General features: G+C 45.5%; 15 protein-coding genes. 12 read left to right on the top strand and 3 right to left on the bottom strand.

Annotated elements, in window-relative coordinates:
• Positions 1-18: 18 nt before the first annotated feature.
• From ftnA to AACU59_RS09750, 4 genes are all read left to right on the top strand, one after another.
• Positions 19-546, top strand: coding sequence for a non-heme ferritin (gene ftnA, locus AACU59_RS09765; protein ID WP_013855622.1), 528 nt, complete (start codon positions 19-21; stop codon positions 544-546).
• Positions 547-616: 70 nt separating this feature from the next.
• On the top strand, positions 617-940 hold the full coding sequence (gene uspB, locus AACU59_RS09760; RefSeq protein WP_010319583.1) for a universal stress protein UspB: 324 nt from the start codon (positions 617-619) through the stop codon (positions 938-940).
• Between the two features lie 145 nt (positions 941-1,085).
• Complete coding sequence (locus tag AACU59_RS09755) at positions 1,086-1,907, top strand: HDOD domain-containing protein (RefSeq protein ID WP_176428300.1); 822 nt, start codon at positions 1,086-1,088, stop codon at positions 1,905-1,907.
• A gap of 152 nt (positions 1,908-2,059) precedes the next feature.
• Positions 2,060-3,247 (top strand): NAD(P)/FAD-dependent oxidoreductase, encoded by a 1,188-nt coding sequence (locus tag AACU59_RS09750; RefSeq protein ID WP_094145082.1) that lies wholly within the window; start codon positions 2,060-2,062, stop codon positions 3,245-3,247.
• A 40-nt stretch (positions 3,248-3,287) separates the two neighbouring features.
• On the opposite strand, the gene AACU59_RS09745 is transcribed toward AACU59_RS09750, so the two are convergent.
• Both AACU59_RS09745 and AACU59_RS09740 read right to left on the bottom strand, forming a co-directional pair.
• Positions 3,288-5,354, bottom strand: a complete 2,067-nt coding sequence (locus AACU59_RS09745; RefSeq protein ID WP_094124721.1) for a sensor domain-containing protein — start codon at positions 5,352-5,354, stop codon at positions 3,288-3,290.
• Positions 5,355-5,434: 80 nt separating this feature from the next.
• Complete coding sequence (locus AACU59_RS09740) at positions 5,435-6,340, bottom strand: DMT family transporter (RefSeq protein WP_094124720.1); 906 nt, start codon at positions 6,338-6,340, stop codon at positions 5,435-5,437.
• A 192-nt stretch (positions 6,341-6,532) separates the two neighbouring features.
• Between AACU59_RS09740 and rmuC the strand changes: the two genes are divergently transcribed.
• The 7 genes from rmuC to tatC are packed head-to-tail and all read left to right on the top strand — an operon-like array spanning position 6,533 to position 12,667.
• Positions 6,533-8,077 carry a DNA recombination protein RmuC gene (rmuC, locus tag AACU59_RS09735; protein ID WP_094124719.1) on the top strand — a complete coding sequence of 515 codons (1,545 nt, stop codon included), beginning with the start codon at positions 6,533-6,535 and terminating at the stop codon, positions 8,075-8,077.
• A gap of 49 nt (positions 8,078-8,126) precedes the next feature.
• Positions 8,127-8,909 carry a bifunctional demethylmenaquinone methyltransferase/2-methoxy-6-polyprenyl-1,4-benzoquinol methylase UbiE gene (ubiE, locus tag AACU59_RS09730; RefSeq protein WP_010319838.1) on the top strand — a complete coding sequence of 261 codons (783 nt, stop codon included), beginning with the start codon at positions 8,127-8,129 and terminating at the stop codon, positions 8,907-8,909.
• A gap of 9 nt (positions 8,910-8,918) precedes the next feature.
• On the top strand, positions 8,919-9,524 hold the full coding sequence (locus AACU59_RS09725) for a ubiquinone biosynthesis accessory factor UbiJ (RefSeq protein ID WP_047690304.1): 606 nt from the start codon (positions 8,919-8,921) through the stop codon (positions 9,522-9,524).
• Positions 9,521-11,155: a ubiquinone biosynthesis regulatory protein kinase UbiB gene (gene ubiB, locus AACU59_RS09720; protein ID WP_094145083.1), complete on the top strand. Its 1,635-nt coding sequence runs from the start codon at positions 9,521-9,523 to the stop codon at positions 11,153-11,155. The genes AACU59_RS09725 and ubiB overlap by 4 nt, the downstream gene beginning before the upstream one ends.
• A 51-nt stretch (positions 11,156-11,206) precedes the next feature.
• On the top strand, positions 11,207-11,443 hold the full coding sequence (gene tatA, locus AACU59_RS09715; protein ID WP_010319841.1) for a Sec-independent protein translocase subunit TatA: 237 nt from the start codon (positions 11,207-11,209) through the stop codon (positions 11,441-11,443).
• 3 nt (positions 11,444-11,446) lie between these two features.
• Positions 11,447-11,854 (top strand): Sec-independent protein translocase protein TatB, encoded by a 408-nt coding sequence (tatB, locus tag AACU59_RS09710; protein WP_010319842.1) that lies wholly within the window; start codon positions 11,447-11,449, stop codon positions 11,852-11,854.
• 60 nt (positions 11,855-11,914) lie between these two features.
• Entirely contained in the window at positions 11,915-12,667 is a 753-nt protein-coding gene (gene tatC, locus AACU59_RS09705) for a twin-arginine translocase subunit TatC (RefSeq protein ID WP_094145084.1), read from the top strand.
• 280 nt (positions 12,668-12,947) lie between these two features.
• Here tatC and AACU59_RS09700 read toward each other — a convergent pair whose 3' ends face one another.
• The gene (locus tag AACU59_RS09700) at positions 12,948-13,709 is read right to left on the bottom strand and encodes a TatD family hydrolase (protein WP_094145536.1); all 762 of its coding nucleotides are present in this window, start codon (positions 13,707-13,709) and stop codon (positions 12,948-12,950) included.
• Between the two features lie 188 nt (positions 13,710-13,897).
• On the opposite strand from AACU59_RS09700, the gene hemB reads away from it, so the two are divergent.
• On the top strand, positions 13,898-14,944 hold the full coding sequence (hemB, locus tag AACU59_RS09695) for a porphobilinogen synthase (protein WP_026028265.1): 1,047 nt from the start codon (positions 13,898-13,900) through the stop codon (positions 14,942-14,944).
• Positions 14,945-15,034 lie beyond the last annotated feature (90 nt).

Raw genomic sequence — 15,034 nt, 5'->3', positions numbered from 1 at the left:
CATAAACTAGGAGTCGACATGTTGTCACAAGCTATGGTTGAAAAACTGAATGAACAAATTAATCTGGAATTTTTTTCATCCAATCTATACTTACAAATGAGTGCTTGGTGTGAAGATAAAGGATTTGAAGGTGCTGCCGAGTTTTTACGCGCTCATGCCGTAGAAGAAATGCAGCACATGCAGCGTTTATTCACCTACGTGAGTGAAACGGGTGCACTGCCTATCCTTGGTGCGATCGCAGCGCCAAAACATAAGTTTACGAGCCTTGGTGAAGTGTTTCGCGAAACTTATCAACATGAGCAGATGATTACTCAGCAGATTAATAAACTCGCTCATGCGGCGTTCACATCTCAAGACTACTCAACGTTTAACTTCCTTCAGTGGTACGTTGCGGAGCAACATGAAGAAGAGAAGTTGTTTAAAGGGATTTTAGATAAGCTAGAGCTTGTGGGTGATGATGGTAAGGCGCTGTTCTTCATCGACAAAGACCTAGCCGCAATGGCAAAAGCCGGCTCATCTTCTGTAATGGATACCCAAGCTGTGTAATCGCAGCAGAAAGAGTATGAAGCGATCGTCTTTTTCTTTGGGTTCTATGCAAAGGTGTAGGGAGGAAAAGATGATCACTGGAGATACAATTTTATTTGCGCTAATGCTGGTCACTGGGGTTAACCTAGTCAGGTATCTTACGGCGCTACGCTCACTTATTTACATCATGCGTGAAGCTCATCCATTGCTTTATCAACAAGTGGATGGCGGTGGCTTTTTTACCACTCACGGTAATGTCACCAAGCAGGTTCGTCTTTTCCATTATTTGAAAGGTAAAGAGTATCACCATCACCACGATCCCCTATTTACGGGCAAGTGTGATCGCGTTAGAGCGCTGTTTATCTTGTCGATGTCATTGCTGGCGGTGACAACCTTCGCGGCTTGTATCGTATAACTGAGCCAGTCATTGTATTGATTAAAGGAGCTATCGTGCTCCTTTTTTATCGTCTGTATAAAGTCATCGACTTATTTCTTCACTATTATGCATCTTCATTGTGCGGCGACTATTATTAGCAAGAGCAATCGAAAGGAGAAAAATAATGGATGAAAAAGCACTGCTCGCACGTTTGAATGAGTTACCTCGTATTCAACAAGTATTACAAGAACTACTCGAAATGGTTAATAAGGAAGAGGTCGATTTTGGTGCGCTCACAAAAAAAATTGCCATGGAACAAGTGTTGAGTGCGCGGCTGCTTCGCCTTGCAAATTCGGCACATTTTGGCGGAAGCCGCACAGTGGCCTCTATCAATGATGCGGTGATTCGTGTCGGAAGTGGCTCGGTGAGAACTATGGTGGTGGCATCGGTATTATCCAGCGCTTTTCCTAAAATTGAAACCTTGGATCTGCAGCAATATTGGTCCGATACCTTTGAAATTGCCATTATCGCCAGCAAACTGGGGGCCGCTTGTAAACTCGATGCCAATAGCGTTTTTACTACCGGAATATTGCACAACATTGGCCAATTGATGATCCACACATTAGCGCCGCAAGAAGCGTTGAAAATTCGCCTTTGTGTTGATGCTGGTGAAGTTGAACTAGAAGCACAACAGCAAATCATCCATACCGATGCGAATGTACTGGGGGCGAAGCTAGCCAAAGCTTGGAAGTTTCCTGATGAGATGGTCGATGCGATCGCCTACTCTGCGCAGCCAGAAAAAGCGCAGCTTTCACCAAAACTTGCCCGTGTATTGCATTTTGCCCGTGATATCCACCATCAATGGGACATCCTGACCGAAAAAGAAAAACGCTTATTTCTGGCTGAGCACCCAGATGCTCGTGTGCTGGCAATCTCTGCCACATTTGCTGAAACAATTGACGCCGTTCGCGGAAAAGGGCGCGAGCTTGCCGAGCAGCTCGTCTAATACCGTCGCTGGTGGATTAACCTTGTCTTCACTCAATTAGTCGTTAAAATGTCCCCCATTGATAAGGATGTACGCCACCAGCGCTGCATCCTTTTTGTTTGTCATTAGGTGCGTGTGCGTCTATGTGCGTCTAGTTAAATGAAGGTGAAAGCATGAGTCAGTCGTTTGATGTTGTCGTTATTGGTGCTGGCGCCGCCGGGCTAATGTGCGCCGCGCAAGCTGGCCTGCGCGGGCGCAGCGTATGCGTTCTCGATCATGCCAAAAAGCCTGGCCGTAAAATTTTGATCTCAGGTGGCGGTCGCTGTAATTTCACCAATTATGAACTATCGGCCGCCAACTATTTATGCCGCAATCCCCATTTCGTTAAATCAGCGTTATCGCAGTACAGCCAGTGGGACTTTATCTCGCTGGTCAGTAAATACAATATTGCGTTTGAAGAGCGCGATCATGGCCAGCTCTTTTGCCTTGATTCGGCGAAGGACATCGTCAATATGTTGCTAAAAGAGTGCGATTTACCGACGGTCAAGCAGCGTTATCAAGTCGAGATTCAATCGATAGAGAAGGTGCCAAACGGCTTTCAGCTCACCACCAATGACGGGCCGATCGAGTGCCAGTCACTGGTGGTCGCAACGGGTGGCTTGTCGATGCCCAAGCTTGGTGCGACTCCTTTTGGTTACAAAATTGCAGAGCAGTTTGGACTGGCGGTGATCCCAACCACGGCCGGGCTCGTGCCTTTTACACTGCATAAACAAGATAAAGAAGATTTCGCCGAACTGGCCGGCATTGCCATTCCAACTGAAATCACTACTGAAGATGGCACTGTGTTTAAAGAAGCACTGCTGTTTACTCATCGTGGTTTATCTGGGCCGGCGGTGTTGCAAATTTCTTCTTACTGGAAAGCGGGGCAGAAGGTCAGTATCAACTTAGTGCCGGAAGTAGACATCGAGCGGCTATTGAATGAATCACGTGAAGCACACCCAAATCAAAGCTTAAAAAACACACTCGCAAAAGTACTGCCTAAGCGTTTGGTTGAAGTGCTGATTGAGCGTAAAGCTTTTGTCGATAAACCGCTCAAACAGTTAAACCCACACGAAATAACCGCTATCGCACACGATTTACAACATTGGCCGATTCTTCCCAATGGTACTGAAGGTTATCGCACAGCCGAAGTCACATTAGGTGGCGTAGACACCGATTGCCTCTCATCGAAAACCATGGAATGCAAATCGGTTCCTGGCCTCTATTTTATTGGTGAGGTAATGGATGTAACGGGCTGGCTTGGCGGCTATAATTTCCAATGGTGTTGGTCAAGCGGCTATGTCGCCGGACAGTGGGTGTAATTCCGCACACCTTGGTCCTTATGGTACTAAAATACTCCCATTATGGGTTTTGGTGCTGCTTTAGTAACTCGGTTGCTTCTTTAACACCAACCGGCCTGCCTAAATAATATCCTTGACCGAATTGGCAACCAATGCTGTTAAGGTAATGACGTTGCTGTTCATCTTCAATACCTTCGGCTGTAATGTTGAGTGACAGACTTTTTCCCATGGCCACAACGGCGGCAACAATGGCGTTACTTTCCGAGTTGTCGGGTATGTCGTGAATAAAGGAGCGATCGATTTTAAGCTTCTGCAGCGGTAAGCCTTTTAAATACGATAGTGATGAGTAGCCCGTTCCAAAATCATCTAATGCGATACGAATGCCTTGTTCGACAATTTTTTGCAGGTCATGAATCGCTTTTTGTTGGTTTTCAATTAGAAAGCCTTCAGTGATCTCGAGTTCTAACTTACATGCGGGGAATTGTGAGTGCGCTAAAATTGCCTTCAGTTTACTAAGAAAGTTAGCTTGCTTAAGCTGAATGGTTGAAATATTAATAGCCAAAGTATCGATATGATATCCATCATCGAACCATTTTTTTCCTTGTTCGCAGGCCGTACGCAGTACCCACTCTCCAATTGAAGTAATGAGGCCAGATTTTTCGGCAATCGGAATAAATTCGGCGGGAGAAATTTGACCAAGTTGAGGGTGTTGCCAACGAATCAGGGCTTCAAAACCGAGCAATTTGTTACTGCTTAGTTCAAATTGGGGCTGATAGACGAGATAAAATTGGTCATGCTCCAGCGCTTGGTATAGTGCTGATTGCAAGCGGATTTGCGTTAAGGCTATGTCAGTCAGTTCTGGTGAGTAGAACGCATAACCATTGCGGCCATTTTTTTTCGCTTGATACATGGCTGTGTCAGCATTTTTTAATAATGCTTCTGGTGTCTCACCATCTTGTGGGTAGATTGCCACACCGATACTTGTCGATAAACGTAATGACTCCTCCCCGAGCACAATATGCTGTTCAAAAATCGAAAAAATCTTAGAGATAATGGGGCTTAAGTGACTATCTTGAGCAAGGTGGGTTAATAATATTACAAATTCATCACTACCAATTCGTGCAAGGTGATCCGTATCGGTCAAGCAGGTTTTAAGGCGATTGGCAATCTCAATAAGTGCCTGATCGCCACTATAGTGGCCAAAGCTGTCATTAATATGCTTAAAGTGGTCGATATCTAAAAACAGTATGGCGAATGACTCCCCAATCTTTTGGCTATGTTTGATTTGTACTGCCATTTCTCGTAGAGCGGTTGTTCGGTTGGGTAGCGTCGTCAATACATCAAAATGCGCCAACTGTTTGATGGTTTCTTCGTGCTCGCGGCGAAGGGAAATATCTTCAAAAACACAAATGTAATTGACCACTTCTAGTTCATTATCAAATACCGGAGTAATGGTCGATAACTGAGGATAGAGGCTACCGTTTTTGCGTCGATTAACAAATTCACCTTTCCACGGCTTTTTATCGCGGATGGTTTGCCATATCTGCTGGTAAAAGGAGGCATCATGATAACCCGACTGTAGAATGCGCGGGTTGTTACCTAGCACTTCTTCTGCTTGGTACCCCGTAATGGCACTAAAGGCAACATTGACGCTGATGATGTTGGCTTGTGCATCCGTGATCACGACGCCTTCACGTGAATGATTAAATATTTGTGTTGTGAGGTTGAGTTGGTTTTCGAGTTGGCGATAGCGGGAGATATCTCTAGTCATGCCGAGCACGCCAAGCAAGGTATGCCCATCAGTAGAATAAACCGGGGATTTGCTTGTTTCGTACCAGTGCTGTTGTTCGTTGGAGGTAAGTTGCGAGCAGCGGTCGGTTACTAAAGGTCGTTTTTGGTCTACAACCCATTGATCTGCTTCGATGAATTTCTGAGCAAGTTCAGCGCCAAAAAGTTGCTCATCTGTGCTACCAACAATATGTGACTTTTTTTTGTTCCAAGCTTGTTCTACAGCCTTGTTACACAGTACATACACGCCGTTCAGATCTTTTAACCAAACATGCTCATCAAGGCTGTCTAAAAACTCCTGTAAGCTCGGGAGCAGGTTGTTAGGTTCTTTATTCATCATCGTCACACTTCGTTACTTACTGCGATAGCTATCGCAGTGTATCAGTATAGCAGAGCTGATCAGCACAACAGAGCCACAATTTAGCCTTCATTGAGGGTTGGCAGTGCTTTTTTTCGCTTCATTTGCTGTACTAATAATCCCAACATAATAAATATCAAACCGATTAGTGTTGTCGGGTGAATGGCTTCCCCGATAATCGTTGCTAGCAGAATGAGCGAGATAAATGGGGAGGCAAAGATTAGGTTGCTGATGCGGGCGGTGTTTTGCGTTAGTTTGAGAGCGCTCAGCCACAAAACAAAGGTGATCCCCATTTCAAACAAGCCGACATAAGTGACAGCTGCCCATCCTTGAAGGCTAATGTGCTGCCATTGTGCTCCTTCATAATAACTAAGCACAAAAGCAAGCGGAGTCGCGACTAAGAAGCCGAGTAGTACGCCAACAACAGGATCCGCTTGGTTTTTGGTATTTAAAATCCAGTATCCTGCCCAAAGCAAAGTGGATAAAAGCGCTAGCCCAACACCCAACGGGCTATCAAACTGCATGGCCAAAATATCACCTTTAGTCGCGATAACTATCACTCCAAAATAGCTCAGTGCACACGCTATCCAGTCTTGTTTACGAATGGTTTGTCCTAAAAATACAGCGGCCATCAGTGTCAGGGTGATGGCCCAACTGTAGTTGATCGCTTGCGCTTGAGAGGCGGGCAGCAGTGAGTAGGCCTTAAACAGAATGAGGTAGTATGCGAGAGGATTAATTAAGCCCAATAACAAGTAATACCAAGGGTTAGCGAGAAAGGTACTCACCACTTGGTTGAGTTTGCTTTGTTGCGCGCAAATGCCCAGCAGTATGCATCCAGAGACAGCACTCGCAACCGTCAGCATCTGGATCGGCGTAAATTCAGCCAGCGTAAGTTTGAAAGCCGTGGCAACCGTTGACCACAATAATACTGCCAATAACCCAAATCCCAATGCGCGTCGCTCGTTCATATGGCCTCATTTTTAGTGACTAAACCACTACTGTGCGATTAAGGGCAGGTGGCTAGAAAAAGAACAGATGTTGTCCAAATGTTGCTTAATGATGTCAGTTTATCGTTTGCTTTGAAGTTGTACAAACTGGACATTTATCCAGTATCGAAATACCATTTGTCCATGACTGATAAAATGAGTTAACCCGTTATCATGCAATGGATTATCGAAAATCAAGCGTTAGTGCTTTCAACGTTAGGCAGCGCCGTGCTGAGCGGCTCAGTGGCTGGCTGGTGGGTTAAGCAGAAGCTCAATTTGAAAAGTGAGCTATTACAACAGCAGTTAGAGACTCATCAAGCCCATCATCAGCAGCAGATAATCGAACTCAAACAAGCTTTGCAGCAGGCGCGACAAGAGTTGGATGAGCTGGATGAAGAACGAGATAAAGCCGCATTTGAGCTTAAGCAATCGCACGGGAAATTCATGGCCGCGATGGAAAAGCTGCGCTATTTCGAAGTGGTTAAGCAAGAGCGGCAACAGAGCATGGAAGATGCGCATGCTCTGCGTGAGCTGAAATCGCAACTTGAGGCTCAACTGCGTGAGCAAGAAGCACGGCATGAACAGCAAATTCAATCGAGCCAAGAAAAACTACAGTTACTTGAACACGCTGAGGAACGCCTAAAGCAGCAGTTTGAGCAGCTAGCCAATCAGTTATTTGAAGTCAAAACCGCGAAAGTGGATCAGCAGAACCGTCAAAGTTTGGAAGGGCTACTTTCTCCACTGAAAGAGCAGCTCGAAGGGTTTAAAAAGCAGGTCAATGACAGCTTCAATCATGAAGCGAAAGAGCGCCATACGTTGGTTCATGAATTGAAAAACTTACAACGCCTCAATGAACAGATGGCGCAAGAGGCACTCAATTTGACCCAAGCGCTGAAAGGTGACAATAAACAGCAAGGCAATTGGGGCGAAGTGGTTCTCGCGCGGGTGCTGACCGAATCGGGCCTGCGTGAAGGGCACGAATATCACACTCAAGTCAGTTTGCAAAACGAGGCTGGTAAGCGCTATCAACCGGATGTGATCGTCAATTTGCCACACGACAAACAGGTGGTGATTGACTCGAAAATGGCGCTGGTGGCTTATGAGCGTTATTTCCATGCTCAAACTGAAAGTGAAAGTGCTCGCGCATTAAGTGAGCATTTACTTGCGCTGCGCGCCCATATAAAAGGACTCGGTCAGAAAGATTATCATCAACTCAAAGGGCTACAAAGTTTGGATTACGTGCTGATGTTTATTCCTGTCGAACCTGCATTTCAAGTGGCGATTCAAGCTGATCCCAGCTTGGTAAAAGAGGCGATGGAGCAAAATATTTTGCTGGTTAGCCCAACCACCTTGTTGGTTGCGCTGCGTACGATCGATAATTTATGGCGCAATGATCGACAAAACCAGAACGCGAAGTTGATCGCTGAGCGGGCCAGCAAATTGTACGATAAATTACGCTTGTTTATGGAGGATATGGAAGGGCTTGGCGGCGCGTTAGACCGTGCAAACCAAAACTATCAAGGGGCGATGAATAAGCTCGCGACAGGGCGTGGCAACGCACTGCGTCAAGCCGAAAGTTTTAAACAACTTGGCGTCGAGATAAAACGTTCCATAAACAGTGAATGGGTCGAACAAGCACAAAATGAGGCATGGGCAGACAGTGCGGTGGAAAATGCACCTTTAGTAGAAAGACATCACGCTGAGGATAAAGTAAACTGATCGCTCGCAGTCGCCTTTAACAAAACAGTGCTGCCCAAGAGGAACCTTCATGACGGATACCAGCGTGCAATCAAAAACAGCATTAGAGACACAAAATACCACTCACTTTGGTTTTGAAACCGTAGCGAAAGAAGAAAAAGTCGCCAAAGTCGCGCAAGTTTTTCACTCGGTTGCGGCCAAATACGACATGATGAATGACCTGATGTCTGGTGGCATTCATCGCTTATGGAAGCGTTTTACCATTGATTGCAGTGGCGCTCGCCCGGGCCAACGTATTTTGGATCTTGGTGGTGGTACGGGCGATCTCACCGCCAAATTTTCACGCATTGTGGGCGAAAAAGGTCATGTTATTCTGGCTGATATCAACAACTCGATGCTCAATGTCGGACGCGATAAATTGCGTGATAAAGGTGTAGTGGGCAACGTACATTACGTGCAAGCCAATGCCGAAGAACTGCCTTTTCCTGATAACTATTTCGACTGCATTACCATCAGTTTTTGCCTGCGTAATGTAACCGATAAAGATAAAGCGCTGAGCTCGATGTTCCGCGTTTTAAAACCGGGTGGTCGTTTGTTGGTACTTGAGTTCTCCAAGCCAGTGCTTGAGCCATTATCCAAAGTATACGATGCGTATTCGTTCCATCTATTGCCGAAAATGGGCCAAATCATTGCCAATGATGCCGACAGCTACCGCTATCTTGCGGAATCTATCCGCATGCATCCCGATCAAGAAACCTTAAAAGGGATGATGGATCAGGTTGGTTTTGAACAAACGAGTTACTACAACTTAACGGGCGGTATTGTTGCGCTGCACCGTGGTTACAAATTCTAAGGATTGGGCATGCCGTTTGAGCCTTTAGTTACCGCCGCGATTGAGACCACACTCAACACCTTAATTCAAGACGATCCTGAATTGGTGCGCCGATTATCACGCCTGAAAGGGCAAGTCATCCAAGTGCATCTCAAAGAGTTCAATAAAACGCTGACCTTCATTTTTAGCCAGCAAATTGATGTGTTAGCGGCTTACGAAGGCGAGTCGAATTGCTACCTGTCGCTCAATGTTTCCATTTTGCCCGAGCTACGTGAGCAAGCGAACATCACCCAACTGATCAAACAAGATAAGTTGGTGTTGGAGGGCGATATTCAACTGGCGCAAAAATTTGCCCAGTTGATCACCGATTGCAAGCCGGATGTTGAAGAGTGGTTGTCACGCCTGACGGGCGATGTGCTGGCTCACGCTTTAGTGCAGGGTGTGAAAGACATAGGCCAAGCGCTGCAATCACAACGAAGCAAGCATCAAAACCACCTCAGCCAAGTGTTAACGGAAGAGTGGCGTTTATTACCTAGCTCGCTCGAGGTGGCCTATTTTTGTGACCAAGTGGATGATCTCAATAGCCAAGCGGCGCGTATCGAAGCCAAAATTCAACACTTGTTGGAGCAAGCATGACGCCAACTGAACTCAAGCGGTTGTACCGAATTATCAAGGTACAATTGGAATATGGTCTAGATGAACTGTTGCCAGAACATCAACTCACCAAAGCGCCAATATTAGCGCGCAAAGGATTGTTCTGGATTAAAAATCAGCATGCGGACAAACCATTAGGTGAGCGCTTGCGCTTAGCCTTGCAAGAGCTTGGTCCAGTGTGGATTAAGTTTGGTCAGATGATGTCAACGCGGCGTGACCTGTTTCCGCCGCACATCGCAGACCAACTTGCGTTACTGCAAGATAAAGTCGCTCCGTTTGATGGTGTACTTGCTAAAACTCAGATGGAAAAAGCGTTGGGCGGCGCTTTAGAAACTTGGTTTGATGAATTTGATATTGAACCACTTGCTTCTGCATCGATTGCTCAAGTCCATACCGCCAAACTCAAATCATCTGGCCGGGAAATCGTACTCAAGGTGATTCGGCCAGATATTCGGCCAGTGATTGATGCCGATATCAAACTCATGTATCGTATGGCGAAAATTGTTGCCAAAACATTACCTGAAGCAAGGCGACTGAAGCCCGTTGAAGTGGTACGTGAATACGAAAAAACTCTGCTTGCTGAACTCGACCTACGCCGCGAAGCAGCCAACGCCATTCAACTGCGTCGTAACTTTGAAAATAGTGAAGAGTTATACATTCCAGAGATAATTCCTGACTTTAGTAATGAAACTGTCATGGTTTCTGAGCGAATATACGGCATTCAAGTTTCTGATATTGAAGGTTTAGCGGCCAACGGTACTAATATGAAGTTGCTTGCTGAACGCGGGGTGAGCGTGTTCTTTACCCAAGTGTTCCGCGACAGTTTTTTCCATGCCGATATGCACCCGGGCAATGTCTTTGTTAATCCCGCGCATCCTGACAATCCACAATGGATTGGCTTAGATTGTGGTATTGTCGGTACCTTAAACAGTGAAGATAAACGTTATTTAGCCGAAAACTTCTTAGCTTTTTTCAACCGAGATTACCGCCGAGTAGCACAATTGCACGTTGATTCTGGTTGGGTTCCACGTGAAACCAACATCGATGAATTTGAGTTTGCTATTCGCGTGGTCTGTGAGCCAATTTTTGCCAAGCCATTGTGCGAAATCTCATTTGGTCATGTGTTGCTAAACTTGTTTAACACGGCTCGTCGCTTCAATATGGAAGTGCAGCCGCAATTGGTCTTGTTGCAAAAAACGCTATTGTATGTCGAAGGGTTAGGGCGTCAGCTTTATCCTCAATTGGATTTGTGGCAAACCGCTAAACCATTTTTAGAAAAATGGATGATGAACCAAGTTGGGCCGCAAGCGTTTATCCGTGCAGTAAAAGAGCGAGCTCCGCTTTGGGCTGAAAAATTACCTGAATTGCCAGAGCTGCTTTACGATAGCCTCAAACAAGGTAAAGCAATGAACCAAAGGTTGGATCAGTTGTACCAAGGTTATCGAGCCAGTAAGCGTCAACAGGCAACAGGAAAGTTTTTATTTGGTATTGGCGCCACTTTGGTCGTATGCTCGGCGATATTAGTGACCAGTGCTTATCAGCCGTTTGCAATAACCAGTGCAATTGCAGGTGTTGTATTTTGGCTACTCAGTTGGAGTGCTTACCGTCGTTAAGCGGTCTTTTATTTGAAATCAATTTGTTGAGAAATTCCTGAGGTGTAGAGAATGGGTGGTATCAGTATTTGGCAACTTCTAATTATTGCCGTGATTGTTGTATTACTATTTGGAACCAAGAAACTGCGTGGTATCGGTAGCGATCTCGGTGGTGCGGTTAAGGGGTTCAAAAAGGCGATGAGCGATGAAGAGCCAGCCAAGAAAGACGCAGATTTTGAACCTAAAAATATAGAGCAGCAGAAGACAGAAGCGACTGCTGAGACTAAAAAAGATAAAGAGCAGGCCTAACACGTGTTTGATATCGGTTTTTGGGAGCTGGTATTAATATCGGTTGTCGCGTTGGTCGTTCTTGGCCCTGAGCGTTTACCTCATGCTATTCGCAGTGTGGCAAAATTTGTTAGCACAGCAAAGAACATGGCGAACAGTGTTAAAGATGAATTAGCACATGAGCTCAAAATTCAAGAGCTGCAAGAAAACTTGCGTAAAGCAGAGCAAATGGGAATGGAAAATTTATCTCCAGAGCTGAAATCTTCTGTGGATCAGCTCAAGCAGGCTGCGCAAGATGTACAACGCCCTTATGCGAACTCATCGCCCTCTGAAACAAAAACAGAGCGCGATGAACAAAGCGTTGAAGTGATTCCCGCTACAACGATTTCGTCGCCTGAAACGGCCGATAAGAAAGCCGACTCATCTCTGTAGGAGGAGTTATTGCTACCACTGTAACTCCTCCTCTTATGCTCTATTTATACGAGGTTCGATATGTCTTCCGTTGAGCAGACACAGCCTTTAATCACTCACTTGCTAGAGCTACGCGATCGCTTATTGCGTTCAATAGCTGCGGTGATCGTGATTTTTATCGGCTTAGTCTATTTCTCTAGCGACATCTACGATTTTGTCTCCAAACCATTGGTTGAGCGTTTGCCTGAAGGGGCGACGATGATTGCGACCGATGTTGCCTCGCCCTTTTTTACGCCACTCAAACTTACTTTGATCGCGTCTGCCTTTCTCGCGGTGCCTTTTATCCTTTATCAAATCTGGGCCTTTGTCGCTCCAGGTTTGTATAAGCATGAACGCCGTTTAGTCATGCCATTGATGTTTTCAAGCTCATTGTTGTTCTATTGCGGTGTGGCGTTTGCGTACTTTGTGGTATTTCCACTGGTGTTTGGCTTTTTTACGGCCATCTCTTTAGGCGGTGTTGAATTTGCAACGGACATTGCCAGTTATCTCGATTTTGTGCTTGCGCTCTTTTTCGCTTTTGGTATCGCCTTTGAGGTTCCCGTCGCCATCATTTTACTGTGTTGGACGGGGGCGACGACGCCGAAAACCTTGAGTGAGAAAAGGCCTTATATCGTGGTGGGTGCATTTGTGGTGGGTATGTTACTGACGCCGCCTGATATGGTGTCGCAAACCTTGCTCGCCATTCCGATGTGTTTATTGTTTGAGGTTGGACTTTTCTTTGCTCGTTTTTATGTGCGCAAAGATGAGGAAGAGCCGGAAGATGAAAGTCATTAATACATGAAAAAAGCGGCGAATAGCCGCTTTTTTTGTACCTATGATAGTGGACTATTTAATCTTCAAAAGATAACCGCACTGAGAGCATCGATAGACTTCCTTGATGCCCAGAAGTTTTTGCCAGAAGGTTCGATGTTGACGTTGTAAGTGATTACCATGTTCACACATATTAGCCACGTTTATGTATTAAAATTTTGCCGCATACTATAGTGTTTGCATAACTATTTTTGTGATATAGATCATGTTGATGTGTATATCATTCTATCTATAGTTTTATAAATTATAATTTAAACAGTGAGTTAGCATTAGTGTTTGTAATGTTATTCACTTCAACCAACGAGAGTTCGGTGAGTTCTGCGATGCGTTTGGCAACTAGCGTTGTGTAAGCTGGTTCGTTGCGCTTACCTCTGTGAGGGGCAGGGGCTAAATAGGGACAATCTGTTTCTAGCAGAACAAAGTTCATATCGAGATGCGGTAATACTTTATCCATACCGCCATTTTTAAACGTTGATACACCACCAATCCCAAGATGAAACCCTAGCTCATTAATTGCTTTAGCTTCTTCAAGCGTGCCGCCAAAACAGTGGAATACACCGCTAAGTGAGCCATCTTGCTCTTTTTCCAGCAGTTGTAGAGTTTGAGTGATGGAATCACGGGTGTGGATGACAACAGGCAAATCGCGCTCTTTGGCCCAATTAAGTTGAGTGACGAAAGCCATCTCTTGTTCGGCCTGAAAGGTTTTGTCCCAATACAGATCAATGCCAATTTCACCAATGGCGATAAAGGGGTGTTTATCTAGCCAAGATTCTATAACCGCTAGCGTTTGCTTCACATTTCCATCTACATAGCATGGGTGCAGCCCCATCATCGATCGGCAAAGTTCAGGGTAAGCCGCTTCTGTTTTAAGCATAGGCTCAATGGAGGCAAGATCGATATTGGGCAACAAAATAGCCTCAATGCCTTGCGCCTTAGCGCGTTGCACGACCTCATCTCGATCGTGATCAAATTCAGTGGCATAAATGTGAGCGTGAGTGTCAATCATGGTGTATCTCGATAAACAGAGAATGGGAGAACAGTATACGGAAGTGTGAGCCTGAGGTCATTTTTCTGATTTTTGTCGATTGGCGCTAGCGTCAAAAAGCGAGAGTGATATGATTTCGCCACACTTGAGCGATAGCGGTAGTGAAGAAAGAATGCTTTCTCACACCGCGTATAAACAAGGAGAAGAGAGTGTCAGTATCCATTCAAGGTCAGTTCCCAGGGCGTCGCATGCGTCGCTTACGCAAGCATGATTTTAGCCGCCGTTTGATGGCTGAGAATCAGTTATCGGTTAATGATTTAATTTATCCCATGTTTATTTTGATGGGTAAAGATCGCCGCGAGCCAGTGGAGTCTATGCCTGGTATTGAGCGTCTCTCTATCGACTTAATGCTCGAAGAAGCGCTGTATTTGGCTAATCTCGGCGTGCCAGCCATCGCACTTTTTCCAGTGGTTAATCAAGATGCTAAAAGTTTGTGTGCTGCTGAAGCGCATAATCCTGACGGCTTAGTGCAACGTGCGGTGAAATTATTAAAAGAGCATATACCACAAATGGGTGTCATTACCGACGTCGCGCTGGATCCTTTCACGACCCATGGCCAAGATGGCATCATCGATGAAAGTGGCTATGTGATGAATGATGAGACCACCGAGGTGTTGATCAAACAAGCGCTGTCTCACGCTGCAGCCGGTGCCGATGTGGTTGCCCCTTCCGATATGATGGATGGACGAATTGGTAAGATCCGCGAAGCGCTTGAAGAGGCGGGTTTTATTCACACACAGATCATGGCTTACTCTGCGAAATACGCGTCATGTTATTACGGCCCATTCCGCGATGCGGTTGGTTCCTCTTCGAACCTGAAAGGGGGAGACAAGAAAAACTATCAGATGGATCCGGCCAACAGCGATGAAGCCATTCACGAAGTGGCGATGGATATCAATGAAGGGGCTGACATGGTGATGGTGAAGCCCGGCATGCCATACCTTGATGTGGTGCGCCGCGTGAAATCTGAATTACAAGTTCCTACGTTTGCGTATCAAGTGTCTGGTGAATATGCGATGCATAAAGCAGCCATTTTAAATGGTTGGCTTAAAGAACGTGAAACCGTAATGGAGTCATTATTGTGCTTTAAACGCGCAGGGGCAGACGGCATTTTAACCTATTTTGCTAAAGACGTTGCGCAGTGGCTGGCAGAAGATAACGCCAAAACGGCACAATATTTACATCAAGACAACTAAGTTGTGAATTTAGGCAGGGGAGCGAATTTTCCTATCTATTTGAAAATCAATTAAAAAAAGATTTCATGAAATAGATGGGTAGGTGTTTTT

The sequence above is a fragment of the Vibrio sp. V23_P3S9T160 genome (assembly GCF_963886625.1).
GTDB classification, from domain to species: domain Bacteria; phylum Pseudomonadota; class Gammaproteobacteria; order Enterobacterales; family Vibrionaceae; genus Vibrio; species Vibrio anguillarum.
Note: the sequence above shows the minus strand (reverse complement) of the source record. Positions and strands in the feature narration are given on the sequence as shown.